Here is a 20623-nt window from a genome sequence, read left to right as displayed (position 1 = left end):
CCCCGCGGACCGCGCCGCTCCACACCAGAGGAAGTGCCATGCCCACGGAAGCCACTCCGCTCTCCGCCGCGGGGACGCGGCGCGCACCCGAGGTCCTGACCGGCTCCGGCGCGGTCCTGCGGTCCCTCGAACACCTCGGCATCACCGACGTCTTCGGGCTGCCGGGCGGCGCGATCATCCCGTTCTACGACGAGCTCATGGCCTCGACGGCCATCCGCCACGTCCTCGTCCGCCACGAGCAGGGCGCCGGCCACGCGGCCGAGGGCTACGCGGCGGCGTCCGGGAGGGTCGGGGTCGCGATCGCGACGTCGGGTCCGGGCGCGACGAACCTCGTCACCGCCATCGCGGACGCCTACATGGACTCCGTTCCGTTCATCGCGATCACCGGCCAGGTGTTCTCGACGCTCATGGGGACGGACGCCTTCCAGGAGGCCGACATCGTCGGCATCACGATGCCGATCACGAAGCACTCGTTCCTCGTCACGAAGCCCGAGGACATCCCGAGCACGCTGGCCGCGGCGTACCAGATCGCGACGACGGGACGTCCCGGTCCGGTGCTCGTCGACATCACGAAGGACGCCCAGCAGAACTCGGCGCCGTTCGTCTGGCCCCCGCGGGTCGACCTGCCGGGGTACCGCCCGGTGACCAAGGCGCACGGCAAGCAGATCGCGGCCGCGGCGCAGCTCATCGCCGAGTCGAGCAAGCCCGTGTTCTACGTGGGCGGCGGCGTCATCCGGTCCGGTGCGTCGGCGGAGTTGCTGCGACTCGCCGAGGCCACGCACGTCCCGGTGGTCACGACCCTCATGGCTCGCGGGGCGTTCCCCGACTCGCACCCGCAGCACCTCGGGATGCCGGGGATGCACGGCACGGTCCCGGCGGTGCTCGGACTGCAGGAGAGCGACCTCATCGTCGCGCTCGGGGCCCGGTTCGACGACCGCGTCACGGGCAAGATCGACGAGTTCGCGCCGGACGCCAAGGTGGTGCACGTCGACATCGACCCCGCCGAGATCTCGAAGATCCGGTTCGCCGACGTCCCGATCGTGGGCGACGCGAAAGAGGTCCTCACCGACCTCCTGGCCGCGTGGCAGGACGTCCCCGTCGCCGACCGCGCGTCCCTCGACGCCTGGTGGGAGCGCCTTGGACGGCTCCGTGAGCAGTTCCCGCTCGGGTACGCCGCCCCGCAGGACGGCCTCCTCGCGCCACAGGCCGTCATCCGCCGCATCGGCGAGCTCACCGGGCCGGAAGGCGTGTACGTGGCCGGGGTCGGTCAGCACCAGATGTGGTCGGCGCAGTTCATCCAGTACGAGCGCCCCCACGCCTGGCTCAACTCGGGCGGCGCGGGGACGATGGGCTACTCGGTCCCCGCCGCCATGGGCGCGAAGGTCTCGCAGCCCGACCGCGTCGTGTGGGCGATCGACGGCGACGGCTGTTTCCAGATGACGAACCAGGAGCTCGCGACCTGCGTCATCAACGACATCCCGATCAAGGTCGCGATCATCAACAACTCGTCGCTCGGCATGGTGCGACAGTGGCAGACGCTGTTCTACGACGGCCGGCATTCCTTCACCGACCTCGAGACGGGGCACGCGTCCCGACGGGTACCGGACTTCGTCAAGCTCGCCGACGCCTACGGTGCGCTCGGCATCCGCGTCGAGCGCGAGGACGAGATCGACGACGCGATCCGGCTCGCCCTCGCCACGAACGACCGGCCCGTCGTCATCGACTTCGTCGTCAGCCGCGACTCCATGGTGTGGCCGATGGTGCCGCAAGGGGTCAGCAACTCCGCGATCCAGCACGCACGCGACCTCGCCCCGAGCTGGGACGACGAGGACGCCGACATGACCGGGAGGCCCGCATGAGCCACGTCCTGTCCCTCCTCGTCGAGGACAAGCCGGGTCTGCTCACGCGCGTCGCCGGCCTGTTCGCGCGGCGCGGGTTCAACATCGAGTCCCTCGCGGTGGGATCCACCGAGGTCGAGGGGTTGTCCCGGATCACCGTCGTGGTCGACGTCGAGGACCTGCCGCTCGAACAGGTGACGAAGCAGTTGAACAAGCTCGTCAACGTCATCAAAATCGTCGAGCTCGAGTTCTCGCAGTCCGTGCAGCGGGAGCACATGCTCGTCAAGGTCCGGGTGGACAACCAGACGCGCTCCCAGGTACTCGAGGCCGTCAACCTGTTCCGGGCGCGCGTCGTCGACGTCGCGACCGATTCCCTGGTGATCGAGGTCACGGGTGACCCCGGCAAGATCCAGGCGATCCTGCGCGTGCTGGAGCCGTACGGCATCAAGGAGCTCGCGCGGGCGGGCCTCCTCGGCATGGGCCGAGGCCCGAAGAGCATCACCGACCGCGTCCCCCGCGCGTAGTCGACATGACCCCGGGGCGGCACACCGCGGACCCCCGGACCGGACACACCGAACCGACAAGGAGAACCACCACCGTGACTGACATCGTCTACGACGCCGACGCCGACCTCTCGCTCATCCAGGGCAAGAAGGTCGCGGTCATCGGCTACGGCTCGCAGGGCCACGCGCACGCGCTCAACCTCCGCGACTCGGGCGTCGAGGTCGTCATCGGCCTGCAGGAGGGCTCCAAGAGCCGCAGCAAGGCCGAGGAGGCCGGATTCACCGTGCACACCCCGGCCGAGGCGACCGCCTGGGGCGACGTCATCGTCGTCCTGACGCCGGACCAGGTGCAGCGGCACGTGTACGCGGACGAGATCCAGCCGAACCTGACCGACGGCAAGGCGCTCGTGTTCGGGCACGGCTTCAACATCCGCTTCGGCTACATCCAGGCCCCCGAGGGCGTCGACGTCGTGCTCGTCGCGCCGAAGGGCCCGGGCCACACGGTGCGCCGTGAGTACGAGGCCGGCCGGGGCGTGCCCGTGATCGTCGCGGTCGAGGTCGACGCCTCGGGCCAGGCGTGGGACCTCGCCTGGAGCTACAGCAAGGCCATCGGCGGTCTGCGGTCCGGCGGCATCAAGACGACGTTCACGGAGGAGACCGAGACCGACCTGTTCGGCGAACAGGCCGTCCTCTGCGGTGGCACCTCGCAGCTCATCCAGTACGGGTTCGAGACCCTCGTCGAGGCGGGCTACCAGCCCCAGATCGCCTACTTCGAGGTCCTGCACGAACTCAAGCTCATCGTCGACCTCATCTGGGAGGGCGGGCTCACCAAGCAGCGCTGGTCCATCTCGGACACGGCCGAGTTCGGGGACTACGTCTCGGGCCCGCGCGTGATCGACCCGCACGTCAAGGAGAACATGAAGGCGGTCCTCGCCGACATCCAGGACGGCACCTTCGCCAAGCGCTTCATCGAGGACCAGGACGCCGGTGCGCCGGAGTTCACGGCGCTGCGCGAGAAGGGCGAGGGGCACCCGATCGAGGCGACCGGTCGCGAGCTGCGCAAGCTCTTCGCGTGGAAGCAGACCGACAGCGACTACGTCGACGGCTCGGCCGCCCGCTAGGCTCCTGCCAGCACTCGACGAGGAGGCGACGGTGCGCACCACGCGCACCGTCGCCTCGCGACGTGACCCGAACGACATGCAGCTCCTCTCCTCCAGCACCCCCGCGCACGCCGCCCTCCGGCCGGCGTCCTCGGCGCACCGATCGCACCCGCTGGGTCGTCCGTCGTGGTCGGTCGCGGCCTCCCGGCATGGGAAGATGCTCGAATGGCGGTGACGAGACGTGCGGTCCACATCGGCGCCGGCAAGATCGGGCGCGGATTCGTGGGCCAGTTCCTCGCAGCCAGCGGGTACGACCTCACCTTCGTCGACGTCGACGACCGCGTCGTCCGCGCCCTGAACGAGTCCGGCCGCTTCGTCGTCCACGAGGTCGGTGACGACCCCATCGACCGCGTGGTCGAGGGCTTCGCCGCCCTCAACAGCAAGCGCGAGCGCGACCGCGTGGTGGAGGCGATCGCCGGCGCGGACGTCGTCACGACCGCGGTCGGCGCGCGGACACTGCCCCTCGTGGCGCCGTTCATCGCCGAGGGACTGGCCGCGCGGCCGGCCGGAGCGGGCGTGGTCACCGTCGTGGCATGCGAGAACGCCATCAACGCCACCGACTCGTTGCACGCGAGCGTCCGGCGATCGCCCGCCCTCGAGGACCACGACATCGACGCGGTGTTCGCGAACTGCGCGATCGACCGCATCGTGCCGGAGCAGACCGGCGTGCTCGGACAGTCCGGCGGCCTCGACGTCGTCCTCGAGCCCTTCTACGAGTGGGTCATCGAGCGGACGCCGTTCTCCGGCGTCGACGCCGAGCCCCCGGCGATCCAGGGCGTCACGTGGGTGGACGACCTGCAGCCGTTCGTGGAGCGCAAGCTCTACACGGTGAACACCGCCCACGCGACCGCGGCCTACCACGGCTTCGTCCGCGGGATCCGGCTCATCCGCGAGGCCCTCGAGGACGACCTGGTCCGGGCCGAGGTCGACGGCGTCCTCGACGAGACCACCGCGTTGCTCGTCGCGAAGCACGGTTTCGACCCGGAGGAGCACCGCCGGTACGTCCAGGCGAACCTCGTCCGCATCGCCAACCCGCTCCTCCCGGACACGACGGCGCGGGTCGGACGCAACCCGCTCCGCAAACTCGGGCGTCGTGAGCGCTTCATCGGTCCCGCCGCGCAGCTGGCGGAACGCGGCATGCCGGTCGACCACCTGCTCGGCGCCGTCCGGGTCGCCCTCGAGTTCGACGACCCCGACGACCCGGAGTCGTTCGAGCTGCACGCGCTGCTGCGGTCCGGGGCGACCGCCCACGCCCTCACCGAGATCCTCACGGGACTCATGGAGAGCCACCCCCTGTTCCCGGCGGTCCGTTCGGTGGTCGCTTCTACACTGGAGTCATGACCACCCCGAAGGACGTCGGGTCCCCGCCGAACGGCGGTGCGGACCACGACGACGCCGAGGCCCTGAGCTGGGGTGCGGAGCAGGACGCCACCTACGTCGATGCACCGGCCAACGAACTCCGCGCACCGAGGGCGCCGCGGGCCCGCACCGGTGACGAGCCCCTCGCGTCCGGATCGCTCGTCGGTCTGGGCGTCCTCGGTGGGGTGTACCTGCTGTACACGGTGGCGTGGCTCGTCAGTGCGGGCGCGTTGCCGGTCGATCCCGGCACGTCCGCGGCGGCCGTCTTCTCCGAGGGCCTCCGGGTCCTCGCGATCATGGCCCCGGCTCTGTGGTTCGCGGCCACCCTGTGGCTCGGGCAGGGCCGGCGCCCGCGGACGCGGGTCCTCTGGCTCGTCGCGGGGGCGCTCGTGCTGTTCCCGTGGCCGTTCGTCCTGACGAGGAGCTTCGGGTGAGCGCGGTGCCCTCGGACGACACGTCGTCGTCGGCCGTTCCCGACACCACGGGCGTGACGCTCGGCAAGGTCGTGGTGTGGGTCGTCGCCGCCGTCCTGTTCGCGTACGTGCTGTGGCAGGCGATCGGCAACTTCGTCGGCGTGACGACCACCCTCTCGGCGAACAACGCGTTCCTCCGGCGCAACGGGGGCGATGCACTGCAGACGAGCGTGCCCTGGGTGGCCCTCGTCATCGACGTCGCCATCGCACCCGTCCTGTACGCGGTGGCGTGGTTCGTCACTCGGCGCACGGACCTCGTCCGGACGGTCGTCGTGTTCCTCGCGGCGTTCTGCGCGGTCGCGGCGCTCTGGTTCGACGTCCTCCAGTACGTCTCCGCGACGCTGCGCGTGGGCGGCTGACACCCGTCGTAACGCGTTCGGCCCGTCGATAGCATGGGATGCGCGTCGTCCCGCGTCGCGACCCCACCGCCCCCTCCCCGAAGGAACCCACCTGTGGCAAAGCCGGTCGTCCTGATCGCCGAAGAACTCTCACCAGCGACCGTCGAGGCCCTCGGGCCCGACTTCGACGTCCGGGACGTGGACGGCACCGACCGCCCCGCGCTCCTCGCCGCGCTGGCCGACGCGAACGCGATCCTCGTCCGATCCGCCACCAAGGTCGACGCCGAGGCGATCGCTGCGGCGCCGCACCTGCAGGTCGTCGCGCGCGCCGGGGTGGGCCTCGACAACGTCGACATCAAGGCCGCCACGGCTGCCGGGGTCATGGTGGTGAACGCGCCGACGTCGAACATCATCTCGGCGGCCGAGCTCACGGTCGGTCACATCCTCAGCCTCGCCCGGCACATCCCAGCGGCCCACGCATCGCTGTCGCAGGGGGCGTGGAAGCGTTCCGCCTACACGGGTGTCGAGCTCTACGAGAAGACCGTCGGCATCATCGGCCTCGGTCGCATCGGCGCCCTCATCACCGCACGGCTGCAGGCCTTCGGCGTCTCCGTGATCGCGTACGACCCGTACGTCACCCCGGCCCGCGCGCAGCAGCTCGGCGTCGAGCTCGTGTCACTCGAGGACCTCCTCCGCCGGAGCGACTTCGTCACGATCCACATGCCGAAGACCCCCGAGACCGTCGGGATGATCTCGGACGACCAGCTCGCCCTCATGAAGCCGACCGCGTTCGTCGTCAACGTCGCCCGCGGCGGCCTGATCGACGAGGCCGCCCTGCGGCGCGCGCTCACCGCGAACACCATCGCCGGCGCTGGCCTCGACGTCTTCGTCACCGAGCCGCCGACCGACGACGCCCTGACCGCGCTGCCGAACGTCGTCGTCACACCGCACCTCGGGGCCTCGACGGACGAGGCCCAGGAGAAGGCGGGCGTCTCGGTCGCGAAGAGCGTCCGACTCGCACTCGGCGGCGAGCTGGTGCCGGACGCGGTCAACGTCGCCGGCGGTGTCATCGACCCCTACGTGCGACCCGGCATCCCACTCGTGGAGCAGCTCGGGCAGGTGTTCGCGAGCCTCGCCGACACCTCGATCACGAGTGTCGACGTCGAGGTGCACGGCGAGCTCGCCGGGTTCGACGTGAGCGTCCTCCGGCTCGCGGCGCTCAAGGGCATCTTCACGAACATCGTCAGCGAGCAGGTGAGCTACGTGAACGCGCCGCTCCTCGCCGAGCAGCGCGGGATCACGGTGCGGCTCATCACGGACCCCGCCACCGCCGAGTACCGCAACGTGCTGACCATCCGCGGCGCCCAGTCCGACGGTCCGGCGATCAGCGTCTCGGGGACCCTGACGGGTCCGAAGCAAGTGGCCAAGCTCGTCGAGGTCAACGGCTACGACATCGAGGTCCCGCTCGCCCAGCACCACGTCGTCATGGTCTACACGGACCGTCCGGGGATCGTCGCGGTGTACGGCAAGGAGTTCGGGGACGCGGGCATCAACATCGCGGCGATGCAGATCGCCCGGCGTGCCGCTGGCGGCCAGGCGCTGAGCGTCCTCACCGTGGACTCGCCCGTGCCGAGCCCGATCCTCGAGCGCGTCCGCGCCGCGATCGACGCCGAGTCGCTGCGCGAGATCGACATCACCCTGTGACCGCGGTCGCACGACCAGGAGGCCCCGCATGACGGACACCATCGACCTCGCCGTGATCCGTGGCGACGGCATCGGCCCCGAGGTCGTCGAGGAGGCCCTCAAGGTCCTCGACGCCGCGGTCGGGCCCGACGCGATCCGACGGACCGAGTACACCCTCGGGGCCGGGCACTACCTCGAGACGGGGGAGGTCCTGACCGACGACGACCTCGCCGCGATCGCCCGGCACGACGCGATCCTGCTCGGCGCGGTCGGGGGTGACCCCCGCGATCCGCGGCTCGCGGGCGGGATCATCGAGCGCGGTCTCCTCCTGCGCCTCCGGTTCGCCTTCGACCACTACGTGAACCTCCGACCGACGCGCGTCTACCCGGACGTCGCCTCCCCCCTCGCCGATCCCGGCGAGGTCGACTTCGTCGTGGTCCGCGAGGGCACCGAGGGGCCGTACGTCGGCAACGGCGGGGTGATCCGCAAGGGCACCCCGGCCGAGATCGCGACCGAGGTGAGCCTCAACACCGCGTTCGGCGTGGAGCGCGTCGTGCGGTACGCGTTCGACCTCGCCCGTCGTCGCCCTCGCCACCACCTGACGCTCGTGCACAAGAGCAACGTCCTCGTGCACGCGGGCGACCTCTGGCAGCGGACCGTGGCCTCCGTCGGGGCCGAGTACCCCGAGGTCACCGTGGACTACCAGCACGTCGACGCCGTGACCATCCACATGGTCCAGCGGCCCGGTGTGTTCGACGTCATCGTCACGGACAACCTCTTCGGCGACATCATCACCGACCTCGCCGGCGCGATCAGCGGCGGCATCGGTCTGGCGGCCTCGGGCAACATCAACCCGGACGGCACCTTCCCCAGCATGTTCGAACCGGTCCACGGGTCCGCGCCCGACATCGCGGGTCAGCAGCGGGCCGACCCCACGGCCGCGATCCTGTCCGTCGCGTTGCTGCTCGACCACCACGGTCGGACGGCCGAGGCCGAGACCATCACGCGGGCGGTCGAGGCGGACATCGCGGGCCGCGGCGCCACGTCGCGCTCCACGGCCGAGATCGGCGACGCGATCGCCGCGGCCGTCGCGCGTACCACCGCGGCCTGACCCCGGCGTCCGCCGAACCGACCGCTCCGTCCCCAGGAGACACCATGACCAGCACGACACCCACCAGCACCGACACGGCGTTCACGACGGCGTTCCGGACGGTCCCCTCCGCCGACCGCCGCGCGGCGGCCGAACGGGAGGCCATCCTCGCCGACCCGGGGTTCGGCAAGTTCTTCACGGACCACATGGCGACCATCCACTGGTCGGTCGAGTCCGGCTGGCACGACGCGAGCATCCATCCGTACGGGCCCCTCGTGCTCGACCCGAGCGCGAGCGTGCTCCACTACGCGCAAGAGATCTTCGAGGGCCTCAAGGCGTACCGGCACGCCGACGGTTCCGTCTGGGGGTTCCGACCCGAGGCGAACGCTCGTCGGTTCCAGCGGTCCGCCGAACGCCTGGCGCTGCCGGAACTCCCGGTCGAGGACTTCGTGTCGGCCATCCGGCACCTCGTCGCGACGGACGTCGAGTGGGTGCCGTCGGCGGACGAGACGAGCCTGTACCTCCGGCCGTTCATGATCGCGACCGAGGCCTTCCTCGGGGTGCGCGCCGCGCAGCAGGTGGAGTTCCACGTGATCGCCTCGCCGGCCGGGGCGTACTTCACCTCGGGTCCCAAGCCGGTCTCGATCTGGCTGTCGACGCAGTACGGCCGCGCGGGCAAGGGCGGCACGGGAGCGGCGAAGACCGGTGGCAACTACGCGTCGTCGCTCCTGCCGCAGCAAGAGGCCTACGCGCATGGCTGTCAGCAGGTGATGTTCCTGGACTCGGTCGAGGGGCGGTACCTCGAGGAACTCGGCGGGATGAACGTCGTGCTCGTCCGGTCCGACGGCACGCTCGTCACCCCGGACTCCGACAGCATCCTCGAGGGCATCACGCGGGACTCGATCCTGCAGCTCGCGGAGGACCGCGGCCTGCGCGTCGAGCGCCGTCGCGTCGCCCTCGACGAGTGGCGCGACGGGGTCGCCGACGGCACGATCACCGAGGCCTTCGCGTGCGGAACGGCTGCCGTCGTGACCCCGATCGCCGAGTTGCGGGGCGAGGACATCACGATCGGGTCCCCGACCCAGGGGGCCGGCGAGCTCACGATGTCCCTGCGACAGGAGCTCACCGACATCCAGTACGGGCGACGCCCCGACCCGCACGGGTGGATGGTGCAGCTCACCGAACCGGGCGCGGCGGCCGTCGGCGACGCGGGCGACGATGCCCTCCGCTCCGCGGAGTCCGGGACCGACGAGGCAGCGGCTCAGTAGGGTCGACACGTGAAGATCGCACGGTTCAGCACTCCGGGGGAGGACCCCCGTTACGGCATCCTCGACGAGCGAGCGCTCGTGGTCCTGGCGGGCGACCCGCTGTACCAGGGGTTCGAGACGACGGGGGAGCGGGTGGACCTGCGGACCGCGACGCTCCTCGCTCCGGTGATCCCGAGGTCGAAGGTCATCGGGGTCGGGCTCAACTACGCCGAGCACGTGTCCGAGATGGATGAGCGCGCGGGGGAGGACCCCATCGTGTTCCTCAAGCCGAACACGGCCATCATCGGCCCGAACGACCAGATCCGCTTGCCGCAGGACGTGGGGCGCGTCGACCACGAGGGCGAGCTCGCCGTCGTGATCGGGTCCCTGGCGAAGAACGTCCGTCGCGAGGACTTCGCGGACGTCGTGCTCGGGTACACCGTGGCCAACGACGTGACCGCCCGTGATCTCCAAGCCCGCGACGGACAGTGGACCCGGGCGAAGGGCTTCGACACGTTCTGCCCGATCGGCCCGGTCATCGAGACGGACCTCGATCCGTCCGACGTCCGGTTGGAGACCCGCGTGGACGGCGACATCCGGCAGGCGGCGTCCACCTCGGAGATGATCCACGACATCCCGAGTCTCATCGAGTTCGTGTCCTCGATCTGGACCCTGCTGCCCGGGGACCTCATCCTCACCGGGACCCCGGCGGGCGTGGGCCCGATCAACGACGGCGAGATCGTCGAGGTCACGGTGTCCGGCATCGGCTCGCTGACCAACCCGGTCGTCGCGCGACGCTGACCCGACGCCGCCGAACCGAGCTCCGACGCCGCCGAACCGAGCCCCGACGCCGGCCGACCCGGCCCGCGACCCCGACACCGCCACGGTGCCGGGGTCGCGGCGTTCGCGGCTCCGCAGACCACGATCGGGGCGCGGAACCAGGAGCGGACAGCCCGGTGGTTGCATGGGACAACTTCGCGACACGCCCGGGATGTGGGGTGGTTTGCTGGGTGGTGGGGTGGTGCGTAAAGTAATCACTCGTCACCCCAAAGGTGCGGCGGAGCGGCCGGGACAGTGTCCCGGAGCGAGCCGGCCTCAAGCGGGACCGTCCTCCACCGAGGTTCTGATCGGGACTTGCGCCTGATCGCTTCGACGCTTAGGATGTAAAACCTGCAACTGGTCCTCTCCTTCGGGATGAGCCATCCACCTCGTGTAGGGGGATGCACATCGGTTGCACAACCAAGAACACAGCTTCGTTGCTGATGTCCGGGGGTTCCCGGGTGGATGAGCGGACGCGTCTGGTCCTTGAGAACTCAACAGCGTGCACATTGTCAATGCCAATTTATTGACCCCGTGCGTGTCGGCCTTCGGGTTGGCGCGTTCGTGGACGATTCCTTTGGATTGAATGATTGTCAGTAGACAGTCTTTTCAGTCAGCATCAAATTCGCCTTCTGCTCTTCGGAGTGGTTGGGAACGTTTTTTACGGAGAGTTTGATCCTGGCTCAGGACGAACGCTGGCGGCGTGCTTAACACATGCAAGTCGAACGATGATGCCCAGCTTGCTGGGCGGATTAGTGGCGAACGGGTGAGTAACACGTGAGTAACCTGCCCCTGACTCTGGGATAAGCGTTGGAAACGACGTCTAATACTGGATATGACGGCCGATCGCATGGTCTGGTCGTGGAAAGAATTTTGGTTGGGGATGGACTCGCGGCCTATCAGGTAGTTGGTGAGGTAATGGCTCACCAAGCCGACGACGGGTAGCCGGCCTGAGAGGGTGACCGGCCACACTGGGACTGAGACACGGCCCAGACTCCTACGGGAGGCAGCAGTGGGGAATATTGCACAATGGGCGAAAGCCTGATGCAGCAACGCCGCGTGAGGGATGACGGCCTTCGGGTTGTAAACCTCTTTTAGTAGGGAAGAAGCGAAAGTGACGGTACCTGCAGAAAAAGCACCGGCTAACTACGTGCCAGCAGCCGCGGTAATACGTAGGGTGCAAGCGTTGTCCGGAATTATTGGGCGTAAAGAGCTCGTAGGCGGTTTGTCGCGTCTGCTGTGAAATCCCGAGGCTCAACCTCGGGCTTGCAGTGGGTACGGGCAGACTAGAGTGCGGTAGGGGAGATTGGAACTCCTGGTGTAGCGGTGGAATGCGCAGATATCAGGAAGAACACCGATGGCGAAGGCAGATCTCTGGGCCGTAACTGACGCTGAGGAGCGAAAGCGTGGGGAGCGAACAGGATTAGATACCCTGGTAGTCCACGCCGTAAACGTTGGGCGCTAGATGTAGGGACCTTTCCACGGTTTCTGTGTCGTAGCTAACGCATTAAGCGCCCCGCCTGGGGAGTACGGCCGCAAGGCTAAAACTCAAAGGAATTGACGGGGGCCCGCACAAGCGGCGGAGCATGCGGATTAATTCGATGCAACGCGAAGAACCTTACCAAGGCTTGACATACACCGGAAACGGCCAGAGATGGTCGCCCCCTTGTGGTCGGTGTACAGGTGGTGCATGGTTGTCGTCAGCTCGTGTCGTGAGATGTTGGGTTAAGTCCCGCAACGAGCGCAACCCTCGTTCTATGTTGCCAGCGGTTCGGCCGGGGACTCATAGGAGACTGCCGGGGTCAACTCGGAGGAAGGTGGGGATGACGTCAAATCATCATGCCCCTTATGTCTTGGGCTTCACGCATGCTACAATGGCCGGTACAAAGGGCTGCGATACCGTAAGGTGGAGCGAATCCCAAAAAGCCGGTCTCAGTTCGGATTGAGGTCTGCAACTCGACCTCATGAAGTCGGAGTCGCTAGTAATCGCAGATCAGCAACGCTGCGGTGAATACGTTCCCGGGCCTTGTACACACCGCCCGTCAAGTCATGAAAGTCGGTAACACCCGAAGCCGGTGGCCTAACCCTTGTGGAAGGAGCCGTCGAAGGTGGGATCGGTGATTAGGACTAAGTCGTAACAAGGTAGCCGTACCGGAAGGTGCGGCTGGATCACCTCCTTTCTAAGGAGCATCTGGCACTGCTGGCCTGGCCCGTTCGGGTTGGGGGTGGTGTCCAGGCGCCGGATCGAGACGAATGTTCTCGCCGGTAGCTCATGGGTGGAACATTGACAGTGGGTCCGGATGGATCTCGTGGATGCTAGTACGTCGGTTTCGGCCGGTTGGAACGGGTCTGTGGGTGAGGTTCGGGCCGTGCACGTTGTTGGGTCCTGAGGGACCAGGCTTCCCTGCTGCCTGTGTGGTGGTGGGGGTTGGGGCTTGATGCCCCCTCGTTGGGCCAGTGCCAAGTCGACCGGTTGGTCGGGGCGGGCTGGTGCCGATCGTATGTTGAGAACTACACAGTGGACGCGAGCATCTTAGACGCTTGCTGATTCGTCGCCGGCTTTCGTGGTTGGTGGTGGGTCGGCTGGTGTCACAAGAGTGCGATTCGCTCCTGACGTCGTTTGGCGTTGGGACGAGTCAACACTGAGGCCGTGCATCGTTTTCGGTGCGCGGCAATCTTTGTGGTCAAGTTTCTAAGAGCAAACGGTGGATGCCTTGGCATCTGGAGCCGAAGAAGGACGTAGAAATCTGCGATAAGCCTCGGGGAGCTGATAATCGAGCTGTGAGCCGAGGATTTCCGAATGGGGAAACCCCGCCAGGCGTTTTGCGACCTGGTGACTCCCGCCTGAATGTATAGGGCGGGTAGAGGGAACGTGGGGAAGTGAAACATCTCAGTACCCACAGGAAGAGAAAACAACATGTGATTCCGTGAGTAGTGGCGAGCGAAAGCGGATGAGGCTAAACCGATCATGTGTGATAGCCGGCGGGCGTTGCATGGTCGGGGTTGTGGGACACGTCGCTCAGTTCTGCCGGACTGGGGCGGTTACAGCGCATCATAGTCGAACCGGTTTGAAAGCCGGGCCGTAGTGGGTGCCAGCCCCGTAGACGAAATGGTGTTATGGCCGGATGTGTATCCCAAGTAGCACGGGGCCCGAGAAATCCCGTGTGAATCTGTCAGGACCACCTGATAAGCCTAAATACTCCCAGATGACCGATAGCGGACAAGTACCGTGAGGGAAAGGTGAAAAGTACCCCGGGAGGGGAGTGAAATAGTACCTGAAACCGTTTGCTTACAAACCGTTGGAGCCTCCTTGTTGGGGTGACAGCGTGCCTTTTGAAGAATGAGCCTGCGAGTTAGCGATATGTGGCGAGGTTAACCCGTGTGGGGTAGCCGTAGCGAAAGCGAGTCTGAATAGGGCGATCCAGTCGCATGTCCTAGACCCGAAGCGAAGTGATCTATCCATGGCCAGGGTGAAGCGACGGTAAGACGTCGTGGAGGCCCGAACCCACTTCAGTTGAAAATGGAGGGGATGAGCTGTGGATAGGGGTGAAAGGCCAATCAAACTTCGTGATAGCTGGTTCTCTCCGAAATGCATTTAGGTGCAGCGTTGCGTGTTTCTTGCCGGAGGTAGAGCTACTGGATGGCCGATGGGCCCTACAAGGTTACTGACGTCAGCCAAACTCCGAATGCCGGTAAGTGAGAGCGCAGCAGTGAGACGGTGGGGGATAAGCTTCATCGTCGAGAGGGAAACAACCCAGACTACCAACTAAGGCCCCTAAGCGTGTGCTAAGTGGGAAAGGATGTGGAGTTGCACAGACAACCAGGAGGTTGGCTTAGAAGCAGCCACCCTTGAAAGAGTGCGTAATAGCTCACTGGTCAAGTGATTCCGCGCCGACAATGTAACGGGGCTCAAGCACACCGCCGAAGTTGTAGATTTCGTACCCAGACAAGCCTTCGTGGTTCAGTCGTACGGAGTGGTAGGAGAGCGTCGTGTGGCGAGTGAAGCGGCGGAGTGATCCAGCCGTGGACGCCACACGAGTGAGAATGCAGGCATGAGTAGCGAAAGACGGGTGAGAAACCCGTCCTCCGAAAGACCAAGGGTTCCAGGGCCAGGCTAATCCGCCCTGGGTAAGTCGGGACCTAAGGCGAGGCCGACAGGCGTAGTCGATGGACAACGGGTTGATATTCCCGTACCGGCGAACAACCGTCCCAGTCAATCCAGTGGTGCTAAGAGTCCTAACCCGGCTCGATCCTGATCCCTTCGGGGTGATGGACGTCCGGTCTAACGCTCGACCCCATGCTGGTGCGGCTAGCGTATTAACAGGTGTGACGCAGGAAGGTAGCTGAGCCAGGCGATGGTATCCGTAAGGTGAACCTGGTGTAAGGATGTAGGGCTGACGATAGGCAAATCCGTCGTCTGTACGCCTGAGATCCGATGCATACCCGTCATGGGGAATTCAGTGATCCTATGCTGCCGAGAAAAGCATCGACGCGAGGTTGCAGCTGCCCGTACCCGAAACCGACTCAGGTGGTCAGGTAGAGAATACCAAGGAGATCGAGAGAATCGTGGTTAAGGAACTCGGCAAAATGCCCCCGTAACTTCGGGAGAAGGGGGGCCGGAACCGTGAACGGACTTGCTCCGGGAGCGGGGAAGGCCGCAGAGACCAGTGGGAAGCGACTGTTTACTAAAAACACAGGTCCGTGCGAAGTCGCAAGACGATGTATACGGACTGACGCCTGCCCGGTGCTGGAAGGTTAAGAGGAAGGGTTAGCCTCACGGCGAAGCTCAGAATTTAAGCCCCAGTAAACGGCGGTGGTAACTATAACCATCCTAAGGTAGCGAAATTCCTTGTCGGGTAAGTTCCGACCTGCACGAATGGCGTAACGACTTCCCAGCTGTCTCAACCGCGAACTCGGCGAAATTGCACTACGAGTAAAGATGCTCGTTACGCGCAGCAGGACGGAAAGACCCCGTGACCTTTACTACAGCTTGGTATTGGTGTTCGGTGTGGCTTGTGTAGGATAGGTGGGAGACTGTGAAGCGGGCACGCCAGTGTTCGTGGAGTCGTTGTTGAAATACCACTCTGGTCACTCTGGATGTCTAACGTAGGACCCTGATCGGGTTCATGGACAGTGCCTGGTGGGTAGTTTAACTGGGGCGGTTGCCTCCCAAAAAGTAACGGAGGCGCCCAAAGGTTCCCTCAACCTGGTTGGCAATCAGGTGTCGAGTGTAAGTGCACAAGGGAGCTTGACTGTGAGACTGACAAGTCGAGCAGGGACGAAAGTCGGGACTAGTGATCCGGCAGTGGCTTGTGGAAGCGCTGTCGCTCAACGGATAAAAGGTACCTCGGGGATAACAGGCTGATCTTGCCCAAGAGTCCATATCGACGGCATGGTTTGGCACCTCGATGTCGGCTCGTCGCATCCTGGGGCTGGAGTAGGTCCCAAGGGTTGGGCTGTTCGCCCATTAAAGCGGTACGCGAGCTGGGTTTAGAACGTCGTGAGACAGTTCGGTCCCTATCCGCTGCGCGCGTAGGAAATTTGAGAAGATCTATCCCTAGTACGAGAGGACCGGGATGGACGAACCTCTGGTGTGTCAGTTGTTCTGCCAAGGGCACCGCTGATTAGCTACGTTCGGACCGGATAACCGCTGAAAGCATCTAAGCGGGAAGCCGTCTTCGAGATGAGATTTCCATGCCCCTTGTGGGTGAGAGGCTCCCAGTAGACGACTGGGTTGATAGGCCGGATGTGGAAGCGGGGACTAACGACCCGTGGAGCTGACCGGTACTAATAAGCCGATGACTTGATTACACTTCCCACCCGTTCGGGTGGGGCTCGCGTCCACTTTGTGGTTCCCGATATGCGATCGGGGATCATCCGTAGCAACTGCGGAACATGATCGTGAATATCGATGGTGTTCCGGTGGTCATAGCGAGAGGGAAACGCCCGGTCACATTCCGAACCCGGAAGCTAAGCCTCTCAGCGCCGATGGTACTGCAAGGGGGACCTTGTGGGAGAGTAGGACACCGCCGGACTCAACGTCAGGGAAGCCCCTGATCACTCGCTCGAGGAGCGTGCTGATCAGGGGCTTTTCGTCGTCTCCGGTCGGTGTCGACGGGCGTCACGGTAGGATCGGGGCGTCATGACAGCGCCATTCACCACCGCCTCCGGCTCCGACGTCCGAGTTCGTTTCTGCCCGTCACCGACGGGGACGCCCCACGTCGGACTGATCCGGACGGCCCTGTTCAACTGGGCCTACGCACGGCACACCGGCGGGACCTTCGTGTTCCGGATCGAGGACACCGACGCGGCCCGCGACAGCGAAGAGAGCTACGAGCAGATCCTCGACGCGCTCCGCTGGCTGCGGTTGGACTGGGACGAGGGCATCGACGTCGGCGGTCCGCACGGCCCCTACCGGCAGTCCGAGCGGTCGGACATCTACGTGGACGTCATCGAGCGCCTCAAGGCCGAGGGGCTCGTCTACGAGTCGTTCGTGACCCCGGAGGAGATGGAGGCCCGGAACCTCGCGAACGGCCGTGATCCGAAGCAGGGGTACGACAACTTCGAGCGCGACCTCACCGAAGCCGAGCGTGCGGGGTACCGGGCCGAGGGTCGGCAGCCGGCGCTCCGTCTCCGGGTCCCGGACCGCGATCTCGGGTTCGCTGATCTCGTCCGGGGCGACATCACGTTCCCCGCCGGATCGTTCTCGGACTTCGTTGTCGTCCGGCCGAACGGCAAGCCCTTGTACACGTTCGTGAACCCGGTCGACGACGCGCTCATGGGGATCACGCACGTGCTCCGCGGCGAGGATCTGCTCTCGTCGACGCCACGGCAGATCGCGCTGTACGAGGCCCTGGTGCAGATCGGCGTGACCTCGTTCGTGCCGCGGTTCGGGCATCTGCCCTACGTGATGGGCGAGGGCAACAAGAAGCTGTCCAAGCGCGACCCGGAGTCGAACCTGTTCCACCACCGGGCAAACGGGTTCATCCCCGAGGGTCTGGTGAACTACCTCGCGCTGCTCGGCTGGTCGCTGCGGGCGGACCAGGACGTGTTCTCCCTCGACGAGATGGTGGGGGCGTTCGACGTCGTGGACGTCAACCCGAACCCGGCGCGGTTCGACCCCAAGAAGGCCGAGTCGATCAACGGCGACCACATCCGACTCCTCGCCGTCGACGACTTCACGGACCGTCTGGTGCCGTACCTCGACGGCGTGCTGAGCGACCCGGTGACGGCGGACGAGCGGTCCGTGCTGCAGCGCGCGGCGCCGCTCGTGCAGGAGCGCATGAACGTCCTGAGTGATGCGCGGGGCATGCTCGGTTTCCTCTTCGTCGCGGACGACGACCTCACGATGGAGGACGACGCGCTCGCCACCCTCAAGGAGGACGCGCGGACCGTGCTCGACGCCTCCGTCGACGCCCTCGAAGCGATCGAGGACTTCCGCGCGGAGCCCATCGAGTCGGCGCTCCGCGCTGCGCTCATCGACGGGCTCGGCCTGAAGCCCCGGGTCGCCTTCGGTCCGCTGCGGGTCGCGGTCTCCGGGCGACGGGTGAGTCCGCCGCTGTTCGAGTCGATGGAGATCCTGGGAAAGTCGTCGACGCTCACCCGGCTCCGCCGGCTCCGCGACCGGTGACGGACCCATCCGGAGCGGGAGCGGTGCCCCCGCGCCGCGCCCCTGCGGCGCCGCACGGCCCCGACGTGCCCCCCGCGGACGACTACGACGTCGTCGTGATCGGGGCCGGCCCTGCCGGGCTCAGCGCCGCGCTCAACCTCGTGCGCGCGCGCAGGCGGGTGCTGCTCGTGGACGCCAACCGCCCGCGGAACGCGGCGACGCTGCGGTCGCACGGGTTCCTCACCCGTGACGGTGTGTCGCCCCTCGAGCTCCGGAAGCTCGGTCGTGAGGAGGTCGAGGCCTACCCCGAGGCGACGGTCACACAGGCGGTGGTGGATGACGTCCACGCGGACGCTGGCGGCTGGGTGGTCTCGGGCGCCTGGCGGGGAACGCCCGTCGCGGCGCGCGGTGCGGCCGTCGTCGTGGCGACGGGACTCCGCGAGAGCTTCCCGAGCCTCCCGAGCCTCCGTGCGTTCTACGGGACGAGCGTGCACAGCTGCGTGGAGTGCGACGCGTACGAGAAGGCCGGGCAGCCGCTGGCGTTGATCGGGGAGACCGACGACCTGGCGGAGCGCGCGCTCGTGCTGGCGGCGTGGACGGACGACCTCGTCGTGTTCACGAACGGCGTGGGCCGTCTGTCGGAGGACGACCGCGCTCGCCTCCATGCCGCCGGGGTGGCTGTGGAGGACCGGGCGATCGCCGACCTCGAGGGCGGACGTGATGGACTGACGGGCGTCCGGCTCGTCGACGGCGTCGTGGTCCCGCGTGTCGCCGGCTTCGTGCGACCCCGGTGGCACGTCGATCTCGACTTCCTCGACACGCGGCTGGACCACGACGAGGACGGGTTCGTCGTGGTCGACCGGCACGGCCGGACGGGTGTCCCGGGACTGTACGCCGTGGGCGACGTCACCCCGCCCGGCCCCGAGCAGCTCATCGTCGCGGCTGGTGCCGGCGCCGTGACGGCCGCTGCCGTCCATCGTGACCTCGTCCGTGGTCTTCGGCCTGCTCGGGATGCTGTACAGTAGACACTCGGTTCCGGACACCACGGAACCATGGTCCGAGGCTGCCTCGTGACCATTGGGGTATGGTGTAATTGGCAACACGGCTGATTCTGGTTCAGTTGTTCTTGGTTCGAGTCCAGGTACCCCAGCAGCGAGCAGGCCCCCGAGCGATCGGGGGCCTGCTGCTTTTCCGGGGAACAGTCGCGAGCGCCCGGCGGGCGTGCCGGCCCGTCGACGGCACGATCTCCTGGGGCGAGCGCGAGGGACGGTGCCGCCACCGTCCCTCCCGCGCCGGGCGTCGCGCGCGGCCGTTCCGGTCAGCGGTACGTCGCACCCTGTCCGTAGAGGCTCTGCGTGAGTGCTGACACGTACGCGCTGTCGTCACCGTCGGGCAGGTCGTACGTCATGAACACGCCGTAGTGCTCCGCCTCGGTCCGTCGTGCGAGCGCCTGCGCGGTCGCGATCGGGGTGCTCTGGATGTCGACGGCGGCGGGGGAGAGCCGCGACTTCGGGAGGCCGGGTGTCGCCGGGGCGCTGTAGGTGCCGTAGTAGGGGTTCCAGGCGTAGTCGAGCTTCGAGCCGATGCGCGGGCTCGAAGCGTCGAGGCTGGTCGATGCCGGGCCGATGTCGTAGAACGAGAGCAGCTTGTGCGGCAGGTCTGCCCGGAGCGCCGAGATGAGCCAGCCGATCGACTGCGCGTTGGGCTGTGGCGTGCCGTTCACGCCGTAGTCCGAGTACTCGTCGTCGAGGTCGATGCCGTCGAGGCGGTACTTCGTGACGACGTCGCGGACCTGCCGTGCGAAGTCCGCGGCGGCGGCGGGTGTGGAGAAGTTCGCGATGCCGGCGCCCTGGTGGTTGCCGAGGATGGACAGCTCGACCTTGATCCCCTTCGCCTGGAGGGGCCGGACCTGCGTGGCGGCCTGGTCGAGCGTCGCCTGGACGTTGGCGTTGAGCGACAGCTGCGCCTTCGTGCCGTCGTCGTCGATGTTCGCGGCGAAGATGATCCCGATGTCGAACGCGTTCGCCCCGTCGGCGAGCGTGTAGCGGCCGACGTTCGCGAGCTGGTCGTTGTTGACCTCGACGTACGCGACGCTGGTCGGGCCGTGCTTGACGGCGTGGTGCTGCTGATGTCCGTGGTCCGGACGGCCTGCCGTCGCCGCGTTCGCAGCGGACGGTGCGAGCGGCACGGCCGCAAGCGTGATGGCGGCCGCGGCCCCGATGCACCATCGCCTGGTGGTCCTGGGGGTGACGGTCCCGCGGGTCCCGGTGGTGGTGGTGGTGGTGGTCCTGCGCATGGCACTCCTCGTCGAGTGGGGTGGGTGGCGGTGTTCTTCGCCGTGGACCGAGCGTGGATGACTGAAGCGCTTCAGTCAACCCCGCACCAGCCTCGTCCTCGGAGTCGGGCCGGCGTCCAGCGGGTTGATAACGATGTGGTGTCGCGACGCCCCGAGCGGGTGCGCGCCTCCCCCTTCCGGGGGTACCGTCCCGAACCAGCGGGCAATG

At 66.7% G+C, this 20623-nt stretch carries 13 protein-coding genes, 1 tRNA gene and 3 rRNA genes; 16 read left to right on the top strand and 1 reads right to left on the bottom strand.

Features of this window, described 5'->3' with window-relative positions; all coding sequences use genetic code 11:
- Window positions 1-38 precede the first annotated feature (38 nt).
- The 16 genes from DEI88_RS10075 to DEI88_RS10000 all read left to right on the top strand — a co-directional run bounded on the left by DEI88_RS10075 (window position 39) and on the right by DEI88_RS10000 (window position 19269).
- Window positions 39-1859, top strand: a complete 1821-nt coding sequence (locus DEI88_RS10075) for an acetolactate synthase large subunit (protein WP_111009591.1) — start codon at window positions 39-41, stop codon at window positions 1857-1859.
- On the top strand, window positions 1856-2362 hold the full coding sequence (gene ilvN / locus DEI88_RS10070; protein ID WP_111009592.1) for an acetolactate synthase small subunit: 507 nt from the start codon (window positions 1856-1858) through the stop codon (window positions 2360-2362). Before DEI88_RS10075 ends, ilvN begins: the two co-directional genes overlap by 4 nt.
- A gap of 74 nt (window positions 2363-2436) precedes the next feature.
- The gene (gene ilvC / locus DEI88_RS10065; RefSeq protein ID WP_111071402.1) at window positions 2437-3462 is read left to right on the top strand and encodes a ketol-acid reductoisomerase; all 1026 of its coding nucleotides are present in this window, start codon (window positions 2437-2439) and stop codon (window positions 3460-3462) included.
- Window positions 3463-3666: 204 nt separating this feature from the next.
- Complete coding sequence (locus tag DEI88_RS10060; RefSeq protein WP_111009595.1) at window positions 3667-4842, top strand: mannitol-1-phosphate 5-dehydrogenase; 1176 nt, start codon at window positions 3667-3669, stop codon at window positions 4840-4842.
- Window positions 4839-5294, top strand: coding sequence for a hypothetical protein (locus DEI88_RS10055; protein ID WP_111071403.1), 456 nt, complete (start codon window positions 4839-4841; stop codon window positions 5292-5294). The genes DEI88_RS10060 and DEI88_RS10055 overlap by 4 nt, the downstream gene beginning before the upstream one ends.
- Entirely contained in the window at window positions 5291-5692 is a 402-nt protein-coding gene (locus DEI88_RS10050) for a hypothetical protein (protein WP_111013415.1), read from the top strand. The genes DEI88_RS10055 and DEI88_RS10050 overlap by 4 nt, the downstream gene beginning before the upstream one ends.
- 93 nt (window positions 5693-5785) lie before the next feature.
- A complete protein-coding gene (serA, locus tag DEI88_RS10045; protein WP_111071404.1) occupies window positions 5786-7375 on the top strand; it encodes a phosphoglycerate dehydrogenase in 1590 nt (529 codons plus the stop codon).
- A 28-nt stretch (window positions 7376-7403) separates the two neighbouring features.
- A complete protein-coding gene (locus DEI88_RS10040) occupies window positions 7404-8465 on the top strand; it encodes a 3-isopropylmalate dehydrogenase (protein ID WP_111071405.1) in 1062 nt (353 codons plus the stop codon).
- A 44-nt stretch (window positions 8466-8509) separates the two neighbouring features.
- Window positions 8510-9712, top strand: a complete 1203-nt coding sequence (locus DEI88_RS10035; RefSeq protein ID WP_111071406.1) for a branched-chain amino acid aminotransferase — start codon at window positions 8510-8512, stop codon at window positions 9710-9712.
- A 9-nt stretch (window positions 9713-9721) separates the two neighbouring features.
- Window positions 9722-10492: a fumarylacetoacetate hydrolase family protein gene (locus tag DEI88_RS10030; protein ID WP_111009601.1), complete on the top strand. Its 771-nt coding sequence runs from the start codon at window positions 9722-9724 to the stop codon at window positions 10490-10492.
- A gap of 678 nt (window positions 10493-11170) precedes the next feature.
- Window positions 11171-12690, top strand: a 16S ribosomal RNA gene (locus DEI88_RS10025).
- Window positions 12691-13192: 502 nt separating this feature from the next.
- Window positions 13193-16321 (top strand): 23S ribosomal RNA (locus DEI88_RS10020).
- 107 nt (window positions 16322-16428) lie between these two features.
- Window positions 16429-16545: ribosomal RNA gene (gene rrf, locus DEI88_RS10015) — 5S ribosomal RNA — on the top strand.
- Together the 16S, 23S and 5S rRNA genes form the textbook arrangement of a ribosomal RNA operon.
- Before the next feature lie 107 nt (window positions 16546-16652).
- Entirely contained in the window at window positions 16653-18140 is a 1488-nt protein-coding gene (gene gltX, locus DEI88_RS10010) for a glutamate--tRNA ligase (protein ID WP_111071442.1), read from the top strand.
- 65 nt (window positions 18141-18205) lie between these two features.
- The gene (locus DEI88_RS10005; RefSeq protein ID WP_111048878.1) at window positions 18206-19144 is read left to right on the top strand and encodes an NAD(P)/FAD-dependent oxidoreductase; all 939 of its coding nucleotides are present in this window, start codon (window positions 18206-18208) and stop codon (window positions 19142-19144) included.
- Between the two features lie 53 nt (window positions 19145-19197).
- A tRNA-Gln gene (locus DEI88_RS10000) sits at window positions 19198-19269 on the top strand.
- Between the two features lie 168 nt (window positions 19270-19437).
- Here DEI88_RS10000 and DEI88_RS09995 read toward each other — a convergent pair.
- Window positions 19438-20415: an endo-beta-N-acetylglucosaminidase H gene (locus tag DEI88_RS09995; RefSeq protein ID WP_111071443.1), complete on the bottom strand. Its 978-nt coding sequence runs from the start codon at window positions 20413-20415 to the stop codon at window positions 19438-19440.
- Between the last annotated feature and the right edge of the window lie 208 nt (window positions 20416-20623).

The sequence above is a fragment of the Curtobacterium sp. MCBD17_003 genome (genome assembly GCF_003234885.2).
GTDB lineage: Bacteria > Actinomycetota > Actinomycetes > Actinomycetales > Microbacteriaceae > Curtobacterium.
Note: the sequence above shows the minus strand (reverse complement) of the source record. Positions and strands in the feature narration are given on the sequence as shown.